The organism is Colwellia sp. MB3u-4 (genome assembly GCF_014077065.1).
Taxonomy (GTDB): Bacteria; Pseudomonadota; Gammaproteobacteria; order Enterobacterales; family Alteromonadaceae; genus Cognaticolwellia.
Genome location: NZ_JACGVE010000089.1, coordinates 349,324 through 372,518, shown reverse-complemented (window position 1 = coordinate 372,518; position 23,195 = coordinate 349,324). Strand labels below are relative to the sequence as shown.

The window sequence follows — 23,195 nt, the reverse complement described above, 5'->3', positions numbered from 1 at the left end:
CGGAGCATTGTAATGTCACGATTTTTTATTGATAGACCTATATTTGCATGGGTACTTGCTATCGTGGTGATGCTTGCGGGTATTTTAGCTATTCAAAATTTGCCTATCGCACAGTATCCATCGATCGCGCCACCTGCTGTTAGTATTACAGCAACTTACCCGGGCGCCTCAGCACGTACGCTTGAAGATACAGTAACACAAGTTATTGAGCAGAAAATGAAAGGGCTTGATGGCTTGCTTTATATGTCGTCCACGTCTGAGTCTAGCGGCTCTGCTACGTTGACGCTTTCATTTAGTGCCGACACTGACCCTGATATTGCTCAGGTTCAGGTGCAAAATAAATTGGCAACCGCAACACCATTGCTACCAGAAGCAGTGCAAAGACAAGGTGTTGTCGTTGCTAAATCAGCTCGAAACTTTTTAATGGTTTACGCTTTCGTCTCGAAAGATGGCAGCATGAGCAATATTGATATTGGTGATTATGTTTCATCGAATGTGCAAGATATTGTCTCGCGCGTAGAAGGTGTGGGTGAAGTGCAATTGTTTGGCTCTCAATATGCCATGCGCATTTGGTTAGACCCAGCAAAACTTGAAAGCTATAAACTAACACCAGCCGATATTAGTGCCTCTATATCAGAGCAAAATGCCCAAGTATCAGCAGGTCAATTAGGTGCTATGCCCGCTATTGCTGGCCAGCAACTCAACGCAACAGTAACTGCACAAAGTCGATTACAAACACCGGCTCAATTTGAAGAAATCTTAGTTAAAACCAGTAGCGATGGCTCTGTTGTGCGCCTTAAAGATGTAGCGAGTGTCGAACTCGGTGGTGAAAGCTACCGTGTAGTTGCCCGTTATGATGGTCAACCTGCCTCAGGTCTAGGTATTAAACTTGCCAGTGGCGCCAACGCACTTGATACCGCTGATGGTATTAAAGCCGCGATAAATGAGCTTGAACAATTCTTTCCTGAAGGATTAGAAGCCGTTGTTCCTTACGACACAACACCCTTTGTTTCTTTATCAATAGAAAAAGTTATTCACACTTTAATTGAAGCCGTTGTTTTAGTATTTATTGTCATGTATCTATTTTTACAAAACTTCCGCGCGACACTCATTCCAACCATTGCGGTACCTGTGGTGCTGCTTGGTACGTTCGGTATTCTATATACTTTTGGCTATTCAATAAATACGATGACCATGTTTGCGATGGTATTGGCTATTGGTTTATTAGTTGATGACGCCATCGTCGTGGTAGAGAACGTAGAACGATTGATGACCGAAGAAAAACTATCGGCGGTTGAAGCAACACGTAAATCAATGGATGAAATAAAAGGTGCCTTAGTCGGTATCGCTATGGTGCTTTCAGCGGTATTTATTCCGATGGCATTTTTTAGTGGTTCTACTGGTATTATCTATCGTCAATTTTCAATTACGCTAGTCTCTGCGATGGGGCTTTCGGTCTTAGTTGCACTTATTTTAACGCCAGCACTGTGTGCTTCGTTATTAAAACCAAGTCATGTACACGACAACAGCTCACTAATCGGTAAATTTTTCTCTGGCTTTAACCGTGGTTTTGATAAAACTAACGCCGGTGCGCAAGGCTTTGTTAGCCGAATGATCCAAAACTCTAAACGTTACTTGCTTATTTATGCTGTGATTGTTGGTGGTATGGTCTACGTGTTTTCAAACTTACCGACTGCATTTTTACCTGATGAAGACCAAGGTATTTTGTTTAACCAAGTTTCATTACCCGCAGGCTCTACAACACAACAAACGTTAGAGGTAGTTAAGAAAGTAGAAGATCACTTCTTGAACGACCAATCTGAAGCCGTTAATGGTATTTTCACGGTAACAGGTTTTAGTTTCGCCGGTTCAGGGCAAAATTCAGCGATTGCCTTTGTAAATCTTAAGCATTGGGATGAACGCCAACGTGACGATTTATCGGTACAAGGTGTTGCGGGTAAAGCGATGGGATATTTTTCTACGATAAAAGAAGCCTTTGTCTTTGCTTTCCCACCGCCAGCGATTATGGAACTAGGTACTGCCAACGGCTTTAATATCTTTTTGCAAGACCGTGTTGGTCTTGGCCATGACGCGCTGCTAGCCGCTCGAAATCAGTTATTAGGCTTGGCAAGTCAAAGCCCAATCTTAGCGGGCGTTCGTCCTAACGGCCAAGAAGACATGCCAGAGTTACAACTTGATACTGATTTAGCGAAAGCTGAAGCACTTGGTGTTTCGCAAAGTGCTATTAACAGCACGCTTTCAACAGCATGGGGTAGTAGTTATGTAAATGACTTTATTGACCGTGGTCGCGTGAAAAAAGTGTATATGCAAGGTGATGCAGAATCTCGTATGGTGCCAGAAGATTTAAATAAATGGTATGTACGTAACAATAATGGTGACATGGTGCCTTTCTCGGCATTTTCTAGCACTTACTGGACCTACGGCTCACCACGTTTAGAGCGTTATAATGGTTTTTCAGCAATGGAAATTCAAGGTAGTGCAGCGCCCGGCTATAGTACGGGTCAAGCAATGGATGAAATGGAGCGTTTAGTTAAACAGCTGCCAAATGGTATTGCATCTGAGTGGACAGGTATCTCGTTCCAAGAGCGTTCAAGTAGTGGGCAAGCTCCTTTACTTTATGGTCTTTCATTACTGTTTGTATTTTTATGTTTAGCGGCATTATATGAAAGCTGGTCGGTTCCATTCGCTATTATGTTAATTGTGCCTTTGGGTATATTTGGTGCAATTATGGCGGCTTTAGGCGGCGGTTTATCAAACGATATTTACTTACAAGTAGGCTTGTTGACTACCATAGGTTTAGCCTCTAAAAATGCGGTATTAATTGTTGAATTTGCCATTCATAAAATGGATGAGGGCTTAGGCCTAGTTGATGCCGCTGTCGCCGCAGTACGCCTTCGTTTACGTCCTATCTTGATGACCTCTATGGCCTTTATTTGTGGTGTTTTACCTCTAGCTATTGCATCAAGTGCTGGCTCGGGTGCGCAAAACGCCTTAGGTATTTCAATTATCGGTGGCACACTTGCTTCATCAATTTTGGTGGTGGTATTTGTCCCGATGTTCTTTGTCTTAGTGCGTCGTATCTTCCCTGGTAAAGTTAACGATTCTATCAAGGAGAGCGTAGAATGAATTTAAAAAATCGTTCTTTTAACGCTGGTAACGTCTACAAGCGCCAGCTGAAAACCCTGACTGTAAGTGCTATTACGTTAGTTGTTTTGAGTGCTTGCCAATTAGCACCTGAGCAAAATAAACTTGCACTACCTGTACCTGATGCCTATGCATCAGGTACCAATCAAGCACAAGTTACGCCACTAAAATGGCAAGAGTTTTTTAACGACAAAAGCCTGCAAGCATTAATTACACAAAGTCTTGAGCATAATAAAAATCTCCAAATTGCCATGCTTAATGTCCAGCGTGTACGTGGGCTTTATCAAATTGAAGACTCAGCGTTATATCCATCGTTAGATTTTAATAGCTCGGGTACTCGCCAACGTTTACCCGCTGATTTATCAGCAGGAAACAAGGCGACAATAAGCTCACAATATGGCGCAACAGTAGGTATAACCTCCTACGAGCTTGATATTTGGGGTAAGGTAGGTAATCAATCAGCACAAGCCTTACAAACTTTATATTCTAGTGAGCTTAGCCAATACAGCACGCAAGTGACGTTAGTGGCTGAACTGGCTAATGCCTGGCTTAACTATGCTGCCGATCAGCAATTATTAACGCTTTCTAGAGAAACCTTGAATTCTCAGCAAGAGTCTCTGTCGCTGACACAAAAAAGCTTTGATTTAGGCGCGGCTTCAAAACTTACGCTTGAGCAACTTAAAAGTACCGTCGCTACCGCAAAAATTGATATCGCAAAATATAAGCGCTTATTAAAACGTGACAAAAATGCTTTAGACTTACTTGTAGGTAAACCAGTCGCGAGTGATTTTCTGCCAAGTAAGTCACTGAATTCGCTGCTTACCTTGCCAGAAATACCGGTTGGCTTGCCGTCTGACTTATTAACACAACGGCCAGACATTAAAGCCGCAGAACATCAACTATTAGCAGCAAATGCCAATATTGGTATTGCGCGTGCCGCTTTTTATCCAAGTATTAGCTTAACGGCAAATGCCGGCTCGGCTTCAAGTGATTTAAACAGCTTATTTGATTCAGGCTCTGGATCATGGAGTTTTGTACCTTCGATTCGCTTACCTATTTTTAATATGGGTCGTAACCAAGCGGGGTTAGATGTCGCTAAAGCTGAGCAAGCAATTGCCTTGGTGACTTATCAGCAAAAAATTCAGCAAGCGTTTCGTGAGGTGGCTGATATACTGGCCGATAGAGAAGGTTATCAAGCGCAATTAACCGCACTTGATATGTTGCTACAAAGTCGTCAATCGACCTTTGATTTATCTCAAGCACGTTATAACAAAGGGGTGGATAGTTACTTACAAGTTCTTGATGCACAAAGAACCTGGTATAACGCTCAGCAGCAAAATATTATGGGTCAACAAGCTTTACTTGCTAGTCAAATTAGCTTGTATAAAGTCGTTGGCGGTGGCTGGGAACAAAGTGCTAAAACTGGTCAATCTAAGTAATTTTATCAGGGTACATAATTACTATGTACCCTGATAAAACCCAGTGGTAAATTCATTTTTAAAATGTAAAAACGCTTAATTAAACACTATTTTCGTACCGGTAGTCCGGTAATGGAGTTTCGTATGAAAACCAAAAGACATTCAGATCCTGCGCTTGCTCAAGCACGCAGAGAGCAAGTGCTTAGCGCTGCAGCTGATTGTTTCCGCCGTAAAGGTTATCACGGTGCAGGCATGGCTGAAATATCTCGCACAGCGGGAATGAGTGCCGGGCATATTTATAATTATTTCGATAGTAAAGAAGCCATTATAGAAAGTATTATTGAAAAAGATATGGAAGAAATGTTCTCTATCTTTCAGCAGTTTGAAGACCATCCCAGTGATGTGTTAACCGCACTGTTAGATGGCTTAAATATTGGTGTGCAAAGGCACATGGATACTGGTTCATGCGTTGTTGATTTAGATATGATGGCTGAAGCGGGCAGAAACATTAAAGTCGCAACGCTATTGCGCGACGCAGATGCACAAGCAAGAAATCGCATGAGGCAACTATTAACCAGTGAAAGAAGTCTGTTAAAAGATCATTCTGAACAAGAACTTGAAAGCCGTATAAATGTTATTTTTTCGGTGATGGCCGGGTTATTACTAAGAAAAGTTCTTTACCCAGAGCTCACTGAAGAAACCGTATTAATAGCACTTCGACCCGCCATGAAAACATTACTTATGCCATTTGAGTAGCAGCAGTAGAGCTTAAAGCCAGCCAACGGATTTGGCTTTTTTTTGTCTATAAGATGATTTTAAGATTTTATTAATCAAGAAACAATGGTTCTTCCTCCCTTGATTAACCAAGCCATACCGGAAAATTACTGAGTTTATTGCTTAGCTTTACAAAATTTATCTTCGGCTAATCTGTCAGTGTAATATTCAGTAATAGCTTGATAAATAATCGCTTATCGTCATATTTAGCGACTTAGCCACTATGTATTTAGTACTAAACTAGTGAATTATTTGTCCCTATGATTGCTCATACTGAATATCACTAACGTACCAAATTTTTTCACCTGTTGGCGTCTTCACTACCACTTCGTCATCAACGGCTTTTTTTAAGCAAGCGCGTGAAATAGGGGAGTCGATTGAAGAAAAATCGTTGCGGCCATAGATCTCTTCTGGGCCGACAATACGAAACTTTAGCGTTTCATTATCGTCATTGTTTAAACTCACCCAAGCCCCAAAAAATACTTTACCTTCTTGCTGTGGTCCGTAATCAACAATCTTTAGCTCTTCAAGTATTTTGCGAAGATAGCGCACGCGGCGGTCTATTTCACGTAGGCGTTTTTTGTTGTACTGATAGTCAGCATTTTCACTGCGATCACCTAAGCTTGCCGCCCACGATACTTTACGAGTGGTTTCAGGACGGTCTTCACGCCAAAGCTTATTTAACTCTTGCTGTAATAAAACATAACCCGCTCGGGTAATTAATTTTGTTTTCATAACTTGTACTATCGTTTCAATAACTGGCGATGAAGAGTGGTTAGCTGCACATAATGCAAAAAATCAAACACTCATTTACCCGTCATAATATCGTGAAATACCTGGCTAGGCTAGTGATACCCATCAGCTTAACTTATGAAGCCATTGAGTATAATTATTGTTTGATAACAAACTACTCTATGAACAGCAAGGTAGTGTTGATGAAGCCAAAAGGGCACTAAGGTATTGAGTTTGCTATGGCTTTAAAATGAAAAATACCGCGAGGTTACGCGGTATTTTATCTTACTTTTTCTCTAATGGTGTGGGCTAGGTTTGCTTTGGAATGATTTGAATTTCAACCCGGCGATTAAGCGCGCGGCCATTAGCCTTCATGTTATCAGCCACAGATCGAGACTCACCATAACCTATGGTTTTTAAACGACTAGCAACAATATCTTGATTGGTTAGATATTGCTTAACACTGCCGGCACGTTGCTCAGATAAATTTTGATTAAACTCTGCTCCACCTTGGCTATCCGTATGGCCTTCAATGCTCAACAAGGTTTTTTCATATTTATTTAACACCCGTGCGATATCGTCTAGCGTGCTATAAAAGCCAGAAGTAATATAAGCTTGGCCAATGGCAAAAGTGATATTGGCCGGCATAATTAAACGTAAATTATCACCTTCGCGCACCACTTCAATACCTGAGCCAGATAATTCGTCACGAAACTCTTGCTCTTGTTTATCCATATAATCGCCAATAGCCACGCCAGCAAGTGCACCAATGGCAGCGCCCCAAACAGCACGTTTATTCTTATGGTTACTGGTCGACTTGCCGATAATAGCGCCAGTAATTGCGCCAATAGCGGCACCTTTTTCTTTATTGGTGCTTGCACAACCACTAAACGCTAACGAAAGAACTACTAAACTGATGATAGATTTTTTGAATTGCATAAATACGACCTTAAGGAGAATAATACGATTTGAAATAACTTGTTTTATCATACCAAGGAAAAATGAATGGCAGATGAACAAGCGTGGCAATAAGCTTAGACTTTAACTTTCTCTCTAACTTTAACTTAAGTGATTGTATCAATGTTACCCGCATAAATAACATCTTAAAGCTTAACTCTTTCCATCTCGGGCCTATATTTACAAAAGTGTGGGTTATTGGCGTAATGCTGGAGTGATGACCGAACTGCTTAATACCGCTAAATGGAGGAGGTTTGAGGGGAGCCTGAATATAAAAACACCACGGCTAGCGTGATGTTTTATTTAAATAACGGATGATGTTAACGTTCAAAGTAGGCGTATAAAATTTAAGGTATAAAGTTAGCTTTATACCTTACATAGCCCTATTGAAATACCGCATCAACAGCGATAACTTCAACATTTTCACTCGGTAACTTGAGTTTATAGCTTTCGATAATTTTATCGCTGGCTAATAACTCAGCTGGTTTTTCAGCGTTATATTTCAATGATGAAACTTGCTCTGACAATAAGCGTTTTTTCATGTCTTCGCCGTCACCTGAAATAAAGACATAGTGAATATTATCAGTTTGTAAGTTTTCTTTAATCACTCGATTGACATCGGCTAAAGATAATTTAGCAAATTGCCCACGTACATAGTTAACAAATTCTTCGGTTTGATAAAACTCACTATCAAGGGCATAACCTAGTTGCTGATCTTGGCTCGCTACTAGTTGAGGCGCATAGTTAGTTAAATAATTACGCGTTGCTTGAAAGTCTTTTTCGCTCATACCCTTTTCAATTAGCTTATCTAATTCGTATAACGCGGCCCGGGTCGCAAAATGGGCATCATTGTTCGAACGTAATGGTCGCAGCCATACTTGAAAAATTTGACTAGAACGGCCTAAGTTTGCATCTGGCTTAGTTTGGTACATACCACGCGGGAAATATTCGATATAGGAATAATCACCGTAGTTCATACCACGTGCTTGGCGTATTTGTTGATACAAGTAGCTATTTGAACTTCTGTGTTCACCAAAGTATGAACGCACTAACCATAGCGCGGCCCAATCTTGGTCATTACGTATAGTATCGATTGGAAAACCGAATGAAACCGCGGTTGATTGCGCATTTTTTTCAACTATGGTCGCATGATGACCTTTTAACACCGGCGCTTTTGCAATGCTTAAACGTTTTTCATCACCCAGAGGTAAAGTCGCAAAATCACTCAATAATTGGCTTTTTAAATCACGTGGCAGTGCGCCGGTTATACCCACATGCAATTTAGCCTGCGTAAGTTGTGTGCGATAAAAAGCCTGCACATCATCAAGGGTAATCGCTGCTAAATCAGATAAGTCGCCGCTATTATAATGCGCGTAAGCGTGACCTTGATAAAGTTCGCTATAAAGTACTTCTTTACCCAACTCTTCATCATTAGACGATTTTAGTCCTGATTTAATACCGTCAATTAATTCTTTTTTCAGACGTTTAAAGTCATCTTCGCGCCAGCCTGGGTTAAGTAATTGATCACTAATTAATTGATACCAAGGTTGTGCATTGTCTTTATGCACACGACCCGTAAACGAGATCATTTCTTTATCTAGCTGAGACGAAAACTGTCCAGCTAATGGGTATAAACCTTGTTGTATTTCTTTATAGCTACGCGTTTGTGAGCCACCTTGGGTCAACATACTTGCCATTAATGCCGCAACGCCTTTTTTACCTGCGGGATCAGCCGCGGCACCGGTATAAAACAAAAAGTTAACATCAATCAATGGTGAGTCATTGGTATTATCTAATAGCGCAAATTGTGCTTTACTCGCTGGCGTTTTTTTCGCTTCACGTTTTGCCACCGCCGCGTTTAAAGCAACTTCTTGCTCAAAACCCGTCACCTTATCTAATGCCGATAACGTAACAGTCGTGCGGTTATCATCAATAAAATATTTATTAGCGATACGCTTAATATCGTCAGCGGAGATATTATCGAAGCTGTTATAAAGGTGATTAATCGTTTCAGGGTCGCGATCAAAGTGCATGTAGCTTGCTAGGGTTGAAGCAATTGACTCTGAAGAGTCTAAGCTATTGACGAAGCTATATTTTAAGTTAGATTTTAAATTATCAAGCTTTTCTGTTGAGACTAATTCAGTGCGCGCTTGCGCGTAAGTTTGATTGATGGCATCACGCACAATCGCTAAATCTTTTTCTTCGTTCACCTTAATAAAGACGTGACGTAAACCGGCATCTTTTGTCGCTGGATTGTAGTTAAACATTTGGCTGGCCAACTGCTTGTCAACCACGAGTTCTTGATACAAGGCTGAGTTATTGGAAAAGTATAATTCAGAGATTAAATCTAATGCCGCGCGATCTTTTTTCTTGGGTTGCCAATCAGCCCCTTTATACGACACTAATAACCAATGGCCCGGTAAACCGTCAAATTTTTCATGGACATATTTCGCCGCTTGTTGTTTTGGCTCTGGTGTAATGTCATTAACAAAATCACCTCTTTGCCAATTACCCCAATGTTTTTCTACCATTGCCATAGTTGCTGCGGGCTCGACATCGCCAACAATCACTAACGAAACATATTCCGGTTTATAAAACTGTTTAAAGAACTTTTTGCCATAAGCAACTTGCTCAGGCATAGCTTCTACGTCTTCAAAAAAACCCATGGTAGTATGTTTATAAGTATGGCTGTCAAAGGCCTCTTTGCGCACAGCAGCAAGTAATTTACGCACAGGACTGGCATTATTTTTTAAGTATTCACCTTTAACCGTTAATGCTTCAGTTTTAAATTGTGCTTCGGTGTAAGTTAGGTTTTTAAAGTGATCTGCTTGAATCTCTAATACTTTATCTAAGTGATCTTTAGAGAAATCTAAATGATAGTTAGTGTAATCGTTGGTGGTGTAGGCACCATTATCAACACCGGCATTTTTAAATAAATCAGCATAAACCGCTTGTGGGAATTTTTCTGAGCCTTTGAACATCATGTGTTCGAAAAAATGCGCAAAGCCGGTTTTACCCACTTCGTCTTCATCACGAGAGCCAACTGAAACTGGAATTTGCACAGAAACCAGATCAGGATAATCGGTTTTTACAATCAGCACGCGTAAGCCATTGTCTAATTCTTTAAAAACATAATTTTGACTGAATACTTTGTTGCTATTGGTGGCAACGGCGGCACTTTGTGCTGTTGAATTTTGGTGAGTTTGGGTGGCTATACAAGCCGAAAGCGTCAAACTTGCAACAATGGCCACTGCTAAATATTTTATTTTCATTATCAATCCCTTTATTGTTATGCTGATATCTTATGAAATTGATGATGTTTTTTCACTATTTTCAGCATAAATTTAGCCAATAGTCTGTAACAAAATACATACATCATCAATGCCACCAAACAAATTAAGCCGCAATGCCGTCGCGACAAAAAGAGAACTGAGCATGATGAATAATACTTTTATAGATAAAACCGTTATCATTACTGGCGCCTCTGCCGGTGTGGGTGCTGCAACGGCAAGAACTTTTGCCCACCTAGGGGCGAATTTAGTCTTAGTAGCTCGTGGACAAACCGCATTAGATAAAATTACTGAAGAGCTAGCAAGGACAACATCGGTCATCAATATTGCCATGGATATTAACGACCCCACAGCCAATGAAAGCTTGCTGGTAAAAGCAGCGCAGGCTTTTGGCTCGGTTGATGTCTTGATCAACAATGCTGGTTTTCATCAACGTGGTGAGGTAGAAAGTAACCACGCAAATGATCTAGCCAAAATGGTTGATGTTAATTTACGTGCGCCGATTCAATTGTCTTGCTTAATCTTGCCATATTTACGCAAAGCGGGTGGCGGTGCAATAGTTAATGTTGGCTCGCTAGCCGGTAGAACGCCGTTGCAGGGCGCGGCAACTTACGCGGCAACAAAAGCAGGCTTGCGAGCATTTACTTACTCGTTAGCCGATGAGCTAAAAGGGACAGGGATTTATGTTGGCGTGGTTTCACCTGGGCCTATTGATACTGGTTTTATTATGTCAGAAATAGATCAGGTAGAAGACATAGTATTCTCACAAGCCATGAGTAGTGCCCAACAAGTTGCCGATGCTATTGTTAGTATTGCCCGTGGTGAAGCAACCGAAATATCCTTACCCAGAGCCAGTGGTTGGTTAACAACCGTGTCTTATCTTTTCCCGACACTGCGAAGAGTATTACGACCAGCACTTTATCGCAAAGGCCGCAAAGCGAAAGAGCAGTACAAGCAAGGTAACACTAAGCTTTAACACTAAGCCTTAGTATTAGGCCTTAATATAAAATGGTAATACTAAACCGTAACAGCGATTGAAATAATTCAGCCCTAATCAGTCGTGCTATTTATCTACGTTGACGTCTTATTTAATGAAAGTAGTGTTATTGAGCGAGTAAGCGGGTTAACACTGGCGTTTGGCAGACATCAAGTACCGCCGGTGGTTTTTTAAAAAAGAAAGCATCGTCACGTTTAATACGCTCAGTTAATTTAGTGGCAAACAATTTACTTTCGGTATTTTTCACCGCTAAATGAATTTGTTGTTCTGCGGGGACATCTGCCATCATTTGCATCGATACAATGGGCGTATAGTCAGCACTGGCTACTTCAGTCTCACCCTCTATGGTGGCGGTGCGTGTTATCGCTTGCACATGATTCATGCCATAAATAACGCGACCAAATATGCTCATAATACGATCTAAATATCTTGGTGCTTGACCATTAGTAATATAAAAATGACTAGAGCCTGAATTGGCATCGTTACCACGTGCCATGGCAATAATGCCCGGACAATGCGTTAACCAAGCACTAGCTTCGCTAGGATTATAAGCCAGTGCAAAACCGTCTTTAAAACCCGTTTGCTCGGCAAATAAATCCTTGTTTTGCACTAAGGTAAATTGCCAGTTTTTATTGGTTGGCCATTCGCCTTCAAGTGCTAACAAAGGTATTGAACTATCAAGGTTGCTGTCTTCCTCGGGGCCAGCCTGAGCAACAAAACCATCAATAACCCGATAAAACTTGTTGCCATCGTAATGCCCAGCCTGGGTTAAACGCATAAATTGTTCAACATGCCTTGGCGAGAATTGTGGCGCTAACTCAATCACGACCTCACCGTAAGGTAAGCTTAATAACACCATGTTTTCAATAGCGACTGTTCGCCACTCATCTTGATTATTAGCCGGTTGGCCAGCGATGGGTGTTATTTTGCTTTCTTTAATCTCTTGTTTGGCCTGTACTGTGGTACTTAATATTAGGGTACTTAATATGATGAGACTTAACGACAAAGTTAAGTGGTAAAAAATTATCAGCGGGCTTAAAAGCAGGTTACAAAATTTCATGAAATCCCTTTTTCATTTTTTGTCTAACATTAGATAAGGTTATCTAATCATGTGATTGATTGTTTAATATTTCACCATAAATTGCAAACCAAAAGATAAAATTTACCGCTAGTCTTTAGCAAAAATAATATCAAATAAATGAATTATTGGCGCAACAGCAGGCAATTGATACCATATAGCAAAATTAGCAATAGCCAGAGGACTCATTATCTGCCCATTTAAAAGGGTTAAAATAAAAAATGACTGTGTTATAAAAGTGATAAAATTTATAACTAGCATAGCGAGTTACTAAAATTTATATTTTGTATTGAGCTATTTTTCTTGATGAAAAGTAGCCGACGTAATTAATCAAATAGTTATAACTGACCTTAACATTGACGGAGTTTTTGTGAATAAAAGTTTTATCACCAACTTTTTAGCCCTAATCGCTATTATTATTGGCTATATTGTCAGCAACAATATTATTTTTACCCTAGGTTTATTTGCCTTGTCGGGTGCAGTAACCAATTGGCTTGCTATACACATGTTGTTCGAACGCGTGCCTTTTTTATACGGCTCAGGGGTTATTCCCGCGCGCTTTGAAGACTTTAAAATTGCCATTCGTGCTTTAATGATGGAGCAATTTTTTACCGAAGAAAATATTGACCGTTTTTTAGCCGGTAACGACAACCCGGCCACGGCCATTAATCTTGCTCCCGTTATTAATAAAGTCGATTTATCACCGGCCTTTGATAATTTAGTCATCGTCATTGAACAGTCTTCTTTTGGTGGCATGTTAGCTATGGTAGGTGGCACTGAAGCACTACAACCTATGCGAGAGCCCTTTATTGAAAAAATGCGCGCATCGGTCATTGAAATTAGCCAAAGTGAAGAATTTAATGCCATTCTTCGGGAAGAGTTAGAACAACCTAGTATCATGGCTGGCATGCGCGATAAGGTAAGCGATATTATTGAAAAGCGCCTTAATGAATTAACGCCACAACTCGTCAAAGAAATTGTGCAAAAAATGATCCAAGAGCACTTAGGTTGGTTAGTGGTTTGGGGTGGCGTATTTGGGGGTATTATTGGCTTTATTGCCGCCATAGCAACCAAGTTCTAAAGCATGTGCTTTGCTCATCAGCAGTCAGTAACCAGATAATTGTTACTGACTGTTTTACTCTAACCTGCTGATTTATTACTCAGGTCGCTTGCAAGCTCATTCACCCGTTTCGTCAAGAAGTTAATGTCGCTAATGACATAGCTTAATTACAAGCTTAAAAAAGTAACTCATAAAGTAACTCATAAAGTCACTAAAACTTTCATTATATGAAATTTTAGCTCGTCTAGCGTTTAAATCTAAACCAATAAATAGACAGCTAAAATCTTGCCGTAATCACAACCGATTCAATCCCCTAGCTATATTTGTTTATTAATTAACCGGCGATAACTATCCGTTATCAACGAGACTTTTTTCGGCTATTTACGGTGGAAATTTTTAATCTTTATGCTTTAATTTTCACCTGATAGCCGTTATGCTAGCGCTTTAATAACAGGGATTAATGCCACAACTCCAAGCTCGGAGTTCAACCGCTCAGCTCCCTCTCTTGTAAAAGGTACACCCAAAATGTTTGGTCGCTTATCAGCGTTGCCTGCCGATCCTATTTTAGGCTTGTTGGCTAAATATCGTGAAGATTCAAATCCTAAAAAAATTGACTTAGGTGTTGGCGTTTACAAAAATGAAGCCGGTCACACGGCAGTTTTACAATGTGTAAAAGCCGCTGAAAAACATCGACTCGATACTGAAGATACCAAGGTTTATATTGGTCCAACAGGTTCAGCACTTTTTAACGAAGAAATGGCTAAATTAATTTTTGGTCATCATAAAGTGTTGCTAGAAAATCGTACACGCACCATTTCTACTCCGGGTGGCACAGGGGCATTACGTGTAGCAGCTGAATTTATTAATTCATGTAAAGCGGGTGCAACTATTTGGGTAAGTAACCCAACATGGGCGAATCATACTGGTGTATTTCAAGCCGCAGGGTTAAATGTTAAAACTTATCCTTATTATGACTATGAAAACAAAACCCTTGATTTTGATGGCATGCTAGCGGCATTAAAAGAAGTTAAAGCCGATGATACGGTATTACTACATGCTTGTTGTCATAACCCAAGTGGTATGGATTTAAGCAACGAGCAATGGCAACAAATTGTTGAAGTGGCAAAAGATATTGGCTTTTTACCGCTGATTGATATGGCTTACCAAGGTTTTGGTGAAGGCTTAGACGAAGACGCTTACGGTCTACGATTAATGGCTGAAAGCGTTAAAGAAATGATCGTTTGTAGCTCATGTTCAAAAAACTTTGGTTTGTATCGTGAGCGTATTGGCGCTTGTTCTATTATTGGTGAAAGCTCACACAGTGTTGATATCGCTAATTCAGTATTGCTCAGTGTTGTGCGCTGTATTTATTCAATGCCGCCAGCACATGGTGCGGCCTTAGTAGAAACTATTCTGCATTCAGACGAGTTACGCGCCCAATGGCACAGTGAACTACAAGAAATGCGTGACCGCATTAACGGCAATCGTCAGCTACTAGTAGATAAACTTATTGAAAATGGCGTAACGCGCGACTTTAGCTTTATTCCACGTCAAAAAGGCATGTTTTCTTTCTTAGGCATAACCCCTGAGCAAGTACAACAATTGCAAGACGAATACAGTATTTATATGGTGGGTTCAAGCCGTATGAGTATTGCTGGCATTGCTAATCGCAACGTTGACTACTTAGCGCAATCAATCGCGAAAGTGCTATAAGTTATGATTAAAGCACTCCATGCATTAAGATAATGTGTGGAGTTCTTTTCGATTTTATTCGCAACCGACCACTCTCAACCGGCCACTCTCAACCGAGCACTAGCATAACGCCCAAAGATAACTGCATTTTTAAACATTGCTTGCCAAGTATTTTTCAGATTCACCTCATCTCCATAACAAACCATTTCACTAAGCTAAAGTTAACTCCAGCAGCAGTATATTTAAAAAAGAAAAACAAGAAAGAGAATGCGTATATAATATGTTGAGCTAGAAATTTATCGCGTCATGAAAAACCTAACATGAGTCTAAGGTAATGAGTGCCGCAAGTTTTATCAAAGGATATATGGATGATTAAACCCAAAGCAATAGATCATATCGTATTACGCACAGTACAATATCAGGCGCTTATTGACTTCTACTGCGAGGTTTTAGGTTGTGTTGTAGAGCGCACATTGCCAGACGATATCGGTTTAACTCAACTCCGTGCTGGCTCTGCTCTTATCGATATAGTTGATGTAAATGCCGCCTTAGGTAAAGCTGGCGGTCAAGCGCCACAAGCCACCGGCAACAACCTTGAGCACTTCTGCCTGCAAATAGAAAAATTTGATGAAAACGAATTAAAATCTTATCTCCAAGGTAAGGGAGTTGAGGTGGGTGAATTTGAAGAAAGATATGGCGCGCAAGGTATGGGCCGTTCACTCTATTTAAAAGATATTGCCGGCAATAACATTGAACTGTGTGCCGCTAGATAAAATAAAGCGTTAAGAGCGATTAAGGTTCAGCTGCTAGCCACGGCTGTATTGACGTTTCATCAGTATTGAACAGAGGCAAGATTAACGCTAAGACTGTCGTTTTTATTATTACAGCACGCGTTACTTTGTTAAATTTAGCGGCCAGACAAAAGTCGCGTACTCATCAAAGTAAAATGATGACAGATTAAATTTCGGCATCATTAAGACCCTTCTCTTTATATCGATATAACTAATAACAATGCAGTTTTTTTCACCTTCGATGACTCATTCGTCTGTACATTGAATATCCCAGTGCTAAGCTCATTACATAACGAATGATGAACTCATACCTGAGCGATTAACTGATTGTAGCAGGTTGAGGTTTAGTCGCGAGTTGAGCACAAACAATAAAAGCAAATTAAGTATTTGAAACCAGCTGAAGTAAGGCTTGAACATTTGCGACTCTAAGCCTAGCTGATGATAAATCAAATACTATGATAAGTTTGCATGCTGTTTATCCCAAATTAGCAACATTTGAATATGTCTTACATGTAACCAACTTGGTATAGTGCAAATGATAAATTTTCAAGGCTACAAGGTCGTAAAGGAACAGCAAGAGGTTTCAAGCTCTGTACAAGTATTTATTGTAAAAAATGATAAAGAACAAAAATTTTTAGTTAAGTGCTTAAAAAAAACAACGAATAACCAAGCGCTTGTTCGTTTTAAACATTGTTTAGCTTTACAAAGTCAATTGCCCGTCAAGCAACTAATCGCGCCGCTTGAAATTTATGACGAAGCACAATATTGCTACGCGTTATTACCTTTCTCGCCTCACACACGAACGCTGGCTGAATTGTCATTAACCCCCCTTTCATTAGCTAGTAAGTTACAGATTTCTATCAATATTTGTCAGCTTTATGCCCAGTTACATCAACTCGGTTTTATTGTGAATAACATTTGCCCTGAACATATTTATATCGATGAAAATTTTCAGCCGCTATTATACGATTTAAGTTTTGCGACAAAAATTTCTGCACTGCATAAAAAGACCGCTAACCTTAGTGTTGAACGACCTTATTTAGCCACATTAGCGCCTGAAGCTAGTGGCAGAATGAATCATGTTATTGAAGTTTACTCTGACTTTTACTCTATCGGTGCGAGCTTATTCAACTTATTTACTGGTCGCTTACCTTTTATTTATGCGGATGAAATGGAGCTGGTGCATGCCCATATTGCCAAAACCCCCGCACTTGCCAACCAATACAATCAAGACCTACCCACAGCCATCGCCAAGATATTAGCGCGCTTATTAGAAAAAGAACCTTCTCAACGTTATCAAAGCGCTATTGGGCTTAAAGCAGATTTTGTTCATTGCGCTACCGACTTAAAAAAATTGGCCAAGGTTCGAGAGTTTACGTTGGGTGAAAAAGACTTCAGCAATAAACTCATTTTTTCAGCGGCTATTTTTGGCCGTGAACAAGAACAAGCTAGGTTACTACAAGCCTTTAACTTTGTTGAGCAACATAAAAGTAGTCAAATCTGTTTGATCAGCGGCCACTCTGGTTCAGGAAAGTCACGTCTTATTAAAGAGTTACATCGGCCTATCATTGAAAAAAAAGGCTATTGTGTTCAAGGTAAATACGAACAATATAAAAAAAACATTCCCTATTTTGCACTGATTCAAGCAACGAAAGAACTTATTGAGCAACTGCTGGGCGAGAGTGAAGCCAGCCTAAGCAACTGGAAAAAGATCTTTCTTAGCGCTTTACAAGGTAAGGGGCAATTATTGGTAGAATTGGTGCCAGAACTAGCACTTATTATTGGCGTGCAACCCACTCTTGCGGAATTGCCAGCAGAAGAAACTCGTAACCGTTTTAACGCGACACTGGTCAATTTTTTACAAGCCTTTGGCCAGCAGAGTAGCATTGTGACTATTTTTATTGATGATATGCAATGGGCTGATATCGCCAGTATTCAATTATTGCAGCATCTAGTCAGGGCTAAATATAGTACTAATTTACTGCTGATTATTGCGTTTCGAGACAATGAAATAATTGCTACCCAGCCATTAAATTCATTGTTAGAAGCGATAAAGCAAACACAGGCTTTTAATACCCAGATTAATTTATTAGCACTCGATGCTAGCGCAATCAAACAATTTATTGCCGCGTCGCTGGCACTTAAGCCTGAAAAAACACAACAGTTAGTTGATATCGTTATTGAAAAAACGGCCGGTAATCCTTTCTATATTAAAGAATTTATTAAATCTTTAAATCAACAAGGCATATTAACTAAAAATAAACAAAATTATTGGCATTGGGATGAGCAACTAACACACACACTTGCGGCAACCGACAACGTGATTGAAATAATGGCGTTGCGGTTAACCCATGTTTCAAAAGCAGGTCAAAATATATTATACCATGCGGCATGTATTGGTAGCCTTGTCTCTGTGAGGTTATTAACCCAAGTGCTTGGCGTAACCGAGCAAGAGATTGAACGAGAGTTACGGCCTTTAATTGCCGATGGTTTATTCATTGCTTATTCACAAGACCTGCAAATCGAAAGCTTAGAACAAGTTAAGTTTTCGCATGATAAAATACAACAAAGCGCTTATTTGCTCACCAACCCGGTCGAAAAATCACTGATCCATTACAAAGTTGCCCAGTATTTTATCGCAGAGATAGCGACCAAAGCGCCAAAGAAATCAACCACTGAAGAGGATGTTTTTGCTTACATTGAGCATCTAAACTTAGCCTCATCTTTGTATATTGAACAGGGTAATGAAAAGCTATTAGCGCATTTTAATAATATTGCCGGCGAAAAATCTTTAGAAATAAACGACTACAATAGTGCACTTTATTACTTTGATCAGGCTGAAGACTATTTAGGTAAACTGCATTGGCAGCAAGCATATGCTTTAAGCCTTCGCATCGCATTAGGCAAAGCCAATGCGCTGTACTTCCTGCAAGATTATGACCAAGGTAATTTACATTTTCAACACCAGCATACGCTGATTAACGACGTAATTGACCAAGCAGGTTTTGCCAACATTCAAGTGCTATCACTGATTGCACAAAACGAAATGCAAAAAGCCTTAGATTTAGGTATGAGCACATTAGCAAGTATTGCTATTACACTGCCTCAAGCTAACGAACCGCTGAATTACTTAGCCATAGAGCAACAATATCAAGCGGGCAAGATTCCTGACCTGATTAATTTGCCCGCCATGACCGACAAGCGTAAGTTGTTGGCCTTAGATATCCTTAACGCCATTCAAACACCGGCTTATTTATTAAGTCCTGTAGCCTATATGCGTATGGCTTACACGGCGCTTGAATTATGTTTAACTGCAGGGATTTCTGCGCTAAGCGCGAAAGTATTTGCTAGCCATGGTTTATTATTATGTGGTGTATTTAGTCGTTTTGAAGCCGGCTCAGCTTTTGCCACTTTAGCAAAAGAGGTTAATCAACAATATCCTTCTGAGCCTATTTATGTCGAGCTTGAATTCATCCATAAAGTCTCTATTGCTCATTGGACATCGCCACTGAGTAAGACCTTAAAGCCATTAGAGGAAAACTTTTATCGTGGTATTGAGTGTGGCAGCATTGAGTATGCTTTTCACAGTGCATTACTTTATAGCATGCACAGTTTATTCAGTGGTAAAAACCTTTTTAAATGTCAAAAAAAAATGGCTCGATATGCTGAGTTAATGCAAAGTAAACAACAGCATTATCAACGGGTGATAATACAAGTGTGGCGACAGTTAATTAGCAATTTACAAGATGAAAATTCCCAGGTGAAAAACTTACAAGGTGAGCACTTTGATGAGGCATTACAACTACCGATTTTAATGGCAACGCAAAATATTACCACGCTGTTTTGCTATCATTTAGCGGTGATGATCCAAGCCTATTTATTTAATAATATGACTCAAGCGCATGCACAAATGCTGCGGGCACAAGCTTATCTACATTCAGTTATTTCTTTATATCATTTTGGTGAGTTTCATTTTTATGCTGCCTTAATCCGTGCTCAGTATTGTCGTCATAAAACCACTGAGCAACAAGACAGTAATTATCATGAAAATATCGTAGAGATCAATACTAGCCTTGATTTAATGGCGCAATGGGCCAACAGTAGCCCAGACAATTATCGCCATAAAGAAAAACTTATCCGCGCTGAATTACAATTTTTGTTACAAGACAGCGCTGCCTGGCAAAGTTACGATCAAGCTATTGTGCTGGCCAAGCAGTACTTAGCGCCTCATCATATTGCTCTAGCTAATGAATTGGCCGGCAATTATTGGTTAGCCGCCAATAAAAAGTCGCTCGCAAGAGAATATTATGAGCAAGCTGTTAATGGCTATCAAGTTTGGGGAGCCAAGCATAAAGCGCAACAATTATTAACCTTGCGCCAATCACTGTTAAGTGCACAAGGTTATGACCGCGATAACCTGCCCAGTGCTCAACAGCACAATAGTGCCCAAGTGCTTGATCTGGCCTCAGTGCTAAAAGCCTCTGAAACCTTAAGTGGTGAAGTCGACTTATCCGCATTTTTACACCGAATGATGGCTATCATTATTGAAAACGCTGGCGCACAAAGTGGCGCTTTATTATTGCAAAGTGATGGTATTTTAAATATCGAAGTCGCCTTGTCTCGTGATGGTATTGCCAATACCCAACAGCAGCTGTTGCCTTACTCGATTATTAACTTGGTTTCTCGCACCCTAAAAACGCAAGTATTAACGCATCTCAATGTTCAAGAGCATTTTTTATCGGATCCTTACTTTACAGCGCATCAGCCAAAATCAATGCTCTGTTTTCCCAGTATAGTCAAAGGCAATTTACAAGGTATTGTCTACCTTGAACATTACGATATTGCAGGTGTATTTAATGATGAACGGGTTAATGTCCTGCAGCTGCTTGCTAATCAAACCGCTATTTCGTTTGATAATGCCAAACTGTACCAGCTAATACTCAATTACAGTCGCAATCTTGAAGATCAAATTTATCAACGTACCAAAGAATTGGCCGCAGAAAAAATTAAAGCAGAACAAGCCAGCCAGGCTAAATCTAATTTTTTAGCCAACATGAGCCACGAGATCAGAACACCCATGAACGCGGTCATTGGTTTAAGTCAATTAGCTTTGCGCACCCAACTGTCAGTAACACAACAAGATTATTTAGAGAAAATACAAGATTCCTCCACATCATTATTAGCTTTAATTAACGACATTTTAGATTTTTCAAAAATAGAAGCCGAAAAACTCACCCTAGAGTGCATTGCGTTTTCTCTACCCGAAATACTGCAACGTGTGGTTAATATTTGTAGCCTGAAAGTGCATGAAAAAGGTGTAGAGTTTGTTATTGATATCGCCGCCAACGTCCCAAAAATAGTTAAAGGTGATCCACTGCGTTTACAACAGGTGATCGTTAATTTGGCTAATAATGCTTTGAAGTTTACTCATGTGGGCTCTATTAATATCTGCATTGAAAAGCACAGTGAAAATAGTCAAACAACCTGCCTAAAATTTTCGGTACACGACACAGGCATAGGCATGAGCCAGCAACAGCAACAAGGCTTATTTCAATCATTTAGCCAAGCCGACGATTCAGTCACCCGTAAATACGGTGGTACGGGTTTAGGTTTAGCTATAAGTAAACAATTAACTGAGCTAATGCATGGCGAAATTTCACTGAAGAGTGAACTCAATGTTGGCTCAACCTTCAGCTTTACCGCACGCTTTGAACATGCTCAACAAGTGGCTGACATTATGCCAACCATCAATCGACAAGTACTATCTAAGTTAAAAGTTTTAGTGGCCGATGATAACGATATCGCCAGAAAAGTATTAATCAAAGCGTTAGCTGATATTGAAATTTCTGCCGATGGGGTCGAAAACGGTGCACAAGCATTAGCGGCGGTATGCTCTGCACAACAAACTGACAGCCCCTATGATATGGTCATGATGGATTGGAAGATGCCTAATATGGACGGCATCCAAGCAGCAAAGCATATTCAAGCACAAATAAAGAAAAAATTGCCTCATATATTAATGGTTTCTGCCTTTGATAAAGACGAAGCAAAAGCTTTAACCGTTAATACGGGTATTGAACAATTTCTTGAAAAACCGATTAATCCATCGGCATTAACTAAGGTCATTGTTGAATTATTAAATACAGAGAGCGAACATATTCTTGTGGAAAAAATCCAGCCAGAACTCATAGTCCCCAATTTAAGTGCCTATAGCGTTTTATTGGTTGAAGATAATATGATCAACCAACAAGTGGCAAAAGAGTTTCTAGCCGACACAAAAATCACCGTAGCATGTGCCGAAAATGGCCTTGTTGCCTTAGAAAAGTTGGCCACTCAAAGATTTGACTTAATCTTGATGGATATTCAAATGCCAGAAATGGATGGTTTAACCGCAACGAAAGAAATTCGTCGAACGCTAACATTACAAGACTTGCCGATTATTGCTATGACCGCACACGCGATGAAAGGCGATATAGAAAAAAGTATCGCTGCCGGCATGAACCTACACCTGACCAAACCTATTGATCCTGAATTATTATACCAAACACTCAAGCAGTATTTAGTTAAGCCAAACGCTGCTATCAAGCATAAGCCAGCTAACTCAGCGCAATCGAGTAACACTCAGGAAAGATTAGCTACACTTCGTCAAACTACTATTTTAGCGGTTGATGACGCGGTTAAAAAGCTGCAAGGCAAAGAAAGTCTTTATACTGAATTGATCTATGACTTTTGGTTAAATTATCAAGTACTGGCAAAAGTCATGGTGCAATTTTATCACTTGGAGCAAACAGACGTTCTTTATCGCAGTGCGCACTCGTTAAAATCAACCGCACGATATATTGGTGCGGTTGCATTGGCGGCAAGTGCTAATGCCTTGGAAAACGAAATTCATCATCAAGGCCAAGATATTAAATTAAAGCTCAACCAAGTTACTGCAGATTTAGACGTTATTATTGGACAATTAAATGGTATTTATCATCCGCTAATATTAGCGAAAAATGACCCGCCCCTTAACCACCAAAAAGTGAAGGAAATTATAGTAAAATTAAAGCCTTACTTAATATCTGCTAACATTAAATCACAAGACATTAGCCAGCAGTTAATGGAACTTGGCGATCAAACACCTTACCATCAGCAGACAGTTAACATCCAAACATTAGTCAACAACTTTGACTTTGATGAAGCTTTAGCGGCATTATTAACATTAGAGCAAAAAATAAGCAACGCCAACTAGCTTAGGT

General features: G+C 40.0%; 12 protein-coding genes. 8 read left to right on the top strand and 4 right to left on the bottom strand.

Annotation, left to right across the window (positions count from 1 at the left end):
• The first annotated feature begins 12 nt into the window (after positions 1–12).
• From H4J61_RS17265 to H4J61_RS17255, 3 genes are all read left to right on the top strand, one after another.
• Positions 13–3,147, top strand: a complete 3,135-nt coding sequence (locus tag H4J61_RS17265) for an efflux RND transporter permease subunit (protein ID WP_182186523.1) — start codon at positions 13–15, stop codon at positions 3,145–3,147.
• Positions 3,144–4,604 carry an efflux transporter outer membrane subunit gene (locus H4J61_RS17260; protein WP_182186521.1) on the top strand — a complete coding sequence of 487 codons (1,461 nt, stop codon included), beginning with the start codon at positions 3,144–3,146 and terminating at the stop codon, positions 4,602–4,604. The genes H4J61_RS17265 and H4J61_RS17260 overlap by 4 nt, the downstream gene beginning before the upstream one ends.
• A 123-nt stretch (positions 4,605–4,727) precedes the next feature.
• Positions 4,728–5,339, top strand: coding sequence for a TetR/AcrR family transcriptional regulator (locus H4J61_RS17255; RefSeq protein WP_182186519.1), 612 nt, complete (start codon positions 4,728–4,730; stop codon positions 5,337–5,339).
• 276 nt (positions 5,340–5,615) lie between these two features.
• On the opposite strand, the gene greB is transcribed toward H4J61_RS17255, so the two are convergent.
• The 3 genes from greB to H4J61_RS17240 all read right to left on the bottom strand — a co-directional run bounded on the left by greB (position 5,616) and on the right by H4J61_RS17240 (position 10,318).
• Positions 5,616–6,092 carry a transcription elongation factor GreB gene (gene greB, locus H4J61_RS17250; RefSeq protein ID WP_182186517.1) on the bottom strand — a complete coding sequence of 159 codons (477 nt, stop codon included), beginning with the start codon at positions 6,090–6,092 and terminating at the stop codon, positions 5,616–5,618.
• A 306-nt stretch (positions 6,093–6,398) separates the two neighbouring features.
• On the bottom strand, positions 6,399–7,028 hold the full coding sequence (locus tag H4J61_RS17245) for an OmpA family protein (RefSeq protein ID WP_182186515.1): 630 nt from the start codon (positions 7,026–7,028) through the stop codon (positions 6,399–6,401).
• 401 nt (positions 7,029–7,429) lie between these two features.
• Positions 7,430–10,318, bottom strand: a complete 2,889-nt coding sequence (locus H4J61_RS17240) for a pitrilysin family protein (RefSeq protein WP_182186513.1) — start codon at positions 10,316–10,318, stop codon at positions 7,430–7,432.
• Positions 10,319–10,481: 163 nt separating this feature from the next.
• On the opposite strand from H4J61_RS17240, the gene H4J61_RS17235 reads away from it, so the two are divergent.
• Positions 10,482–11,312: an SDR family oxidoreductase gene (locus H4J61_RS17235; RefSeq protein ID WP_259363426.1), complete on the top strand. Its 831-nt coding sequence runs from the start codon at positions 10,482–10,484 to the stop codon at positions 11,310–11,312.
• 127 nt (positions 11,313–11,439) lie between these two features.
• Here H4J61_RS17235 and H4J61_RS17230 read toward each other — a convergent pair whose 3' ends face one another.
• Positions 11,440–12,393 carry a peptidylprolyl isomerase gene (locus tag H4J61_RS17230; protein WP_182186510.1) on the bottom strand — a complete coding sequence of 318 codons (954 nt, stop codon included), beginning with the start codon at positions 12,391–12,393 and terminating at the stop codon, positions 11,440–11,442.
• A 388-nt stretch (positions 12,394–12,781) separates the two neighbouring features.
• On the opposite strand from H4J61_RS17230, the gene H4J61_RS17225 reads away from it, so the two are divergent.
• From H4J61_RS17225 to H4J61_RS17210, 4 genes are all read left to right on the top strand, one after another.
• Positions 12,782–13,492, top strand: a complete 711-nt coding sequence (locus tag H4J61_RS17225) for a DUF445 domain-containing protein (protein WP_182137128.1) — start codon at positions 12,782–12,784, stop codon at positions 13,490–13,492.
• Positions 13,493–13,996: 504 nt separating this feature from the next.
• Positions 13,997–15,184, top strand: coding sequence for an amino acid aminotransferase (locus H4J61_RS17220; protein ID WP_182186508.1), 1,188 nt, complete (start codon positions 13,997–13,999; stop codon positions 15,182–15,184).
• A gap of 347 nt (positions 15,185–15,531) precedes the next feature.
• The gene (locus tag H4J61_RS17215; RefSeq protein WP_182186506.1) at positions 15,532–15,936 is read left to right on the top strand and encodes a VOC family protein; all 405 of its coding nucleotides are present in this window, start codon (positions 15,532–15,534) and stop codon (positions 15,934–15,936) included.
• Positions 15,937–16,489: 553 nt separating this feature from the next.
• A complete protein-coding gene (locus H4J61_RS17210; protein ID WP_182186504.1) occupies positions 16,490–23,188 on the top strand; it encodes a response regulator in 6,699 nt (2,232 codons plus the stop codon).
• Positions 23,189–23,195 lie beyond the last annotated feature (7 nt).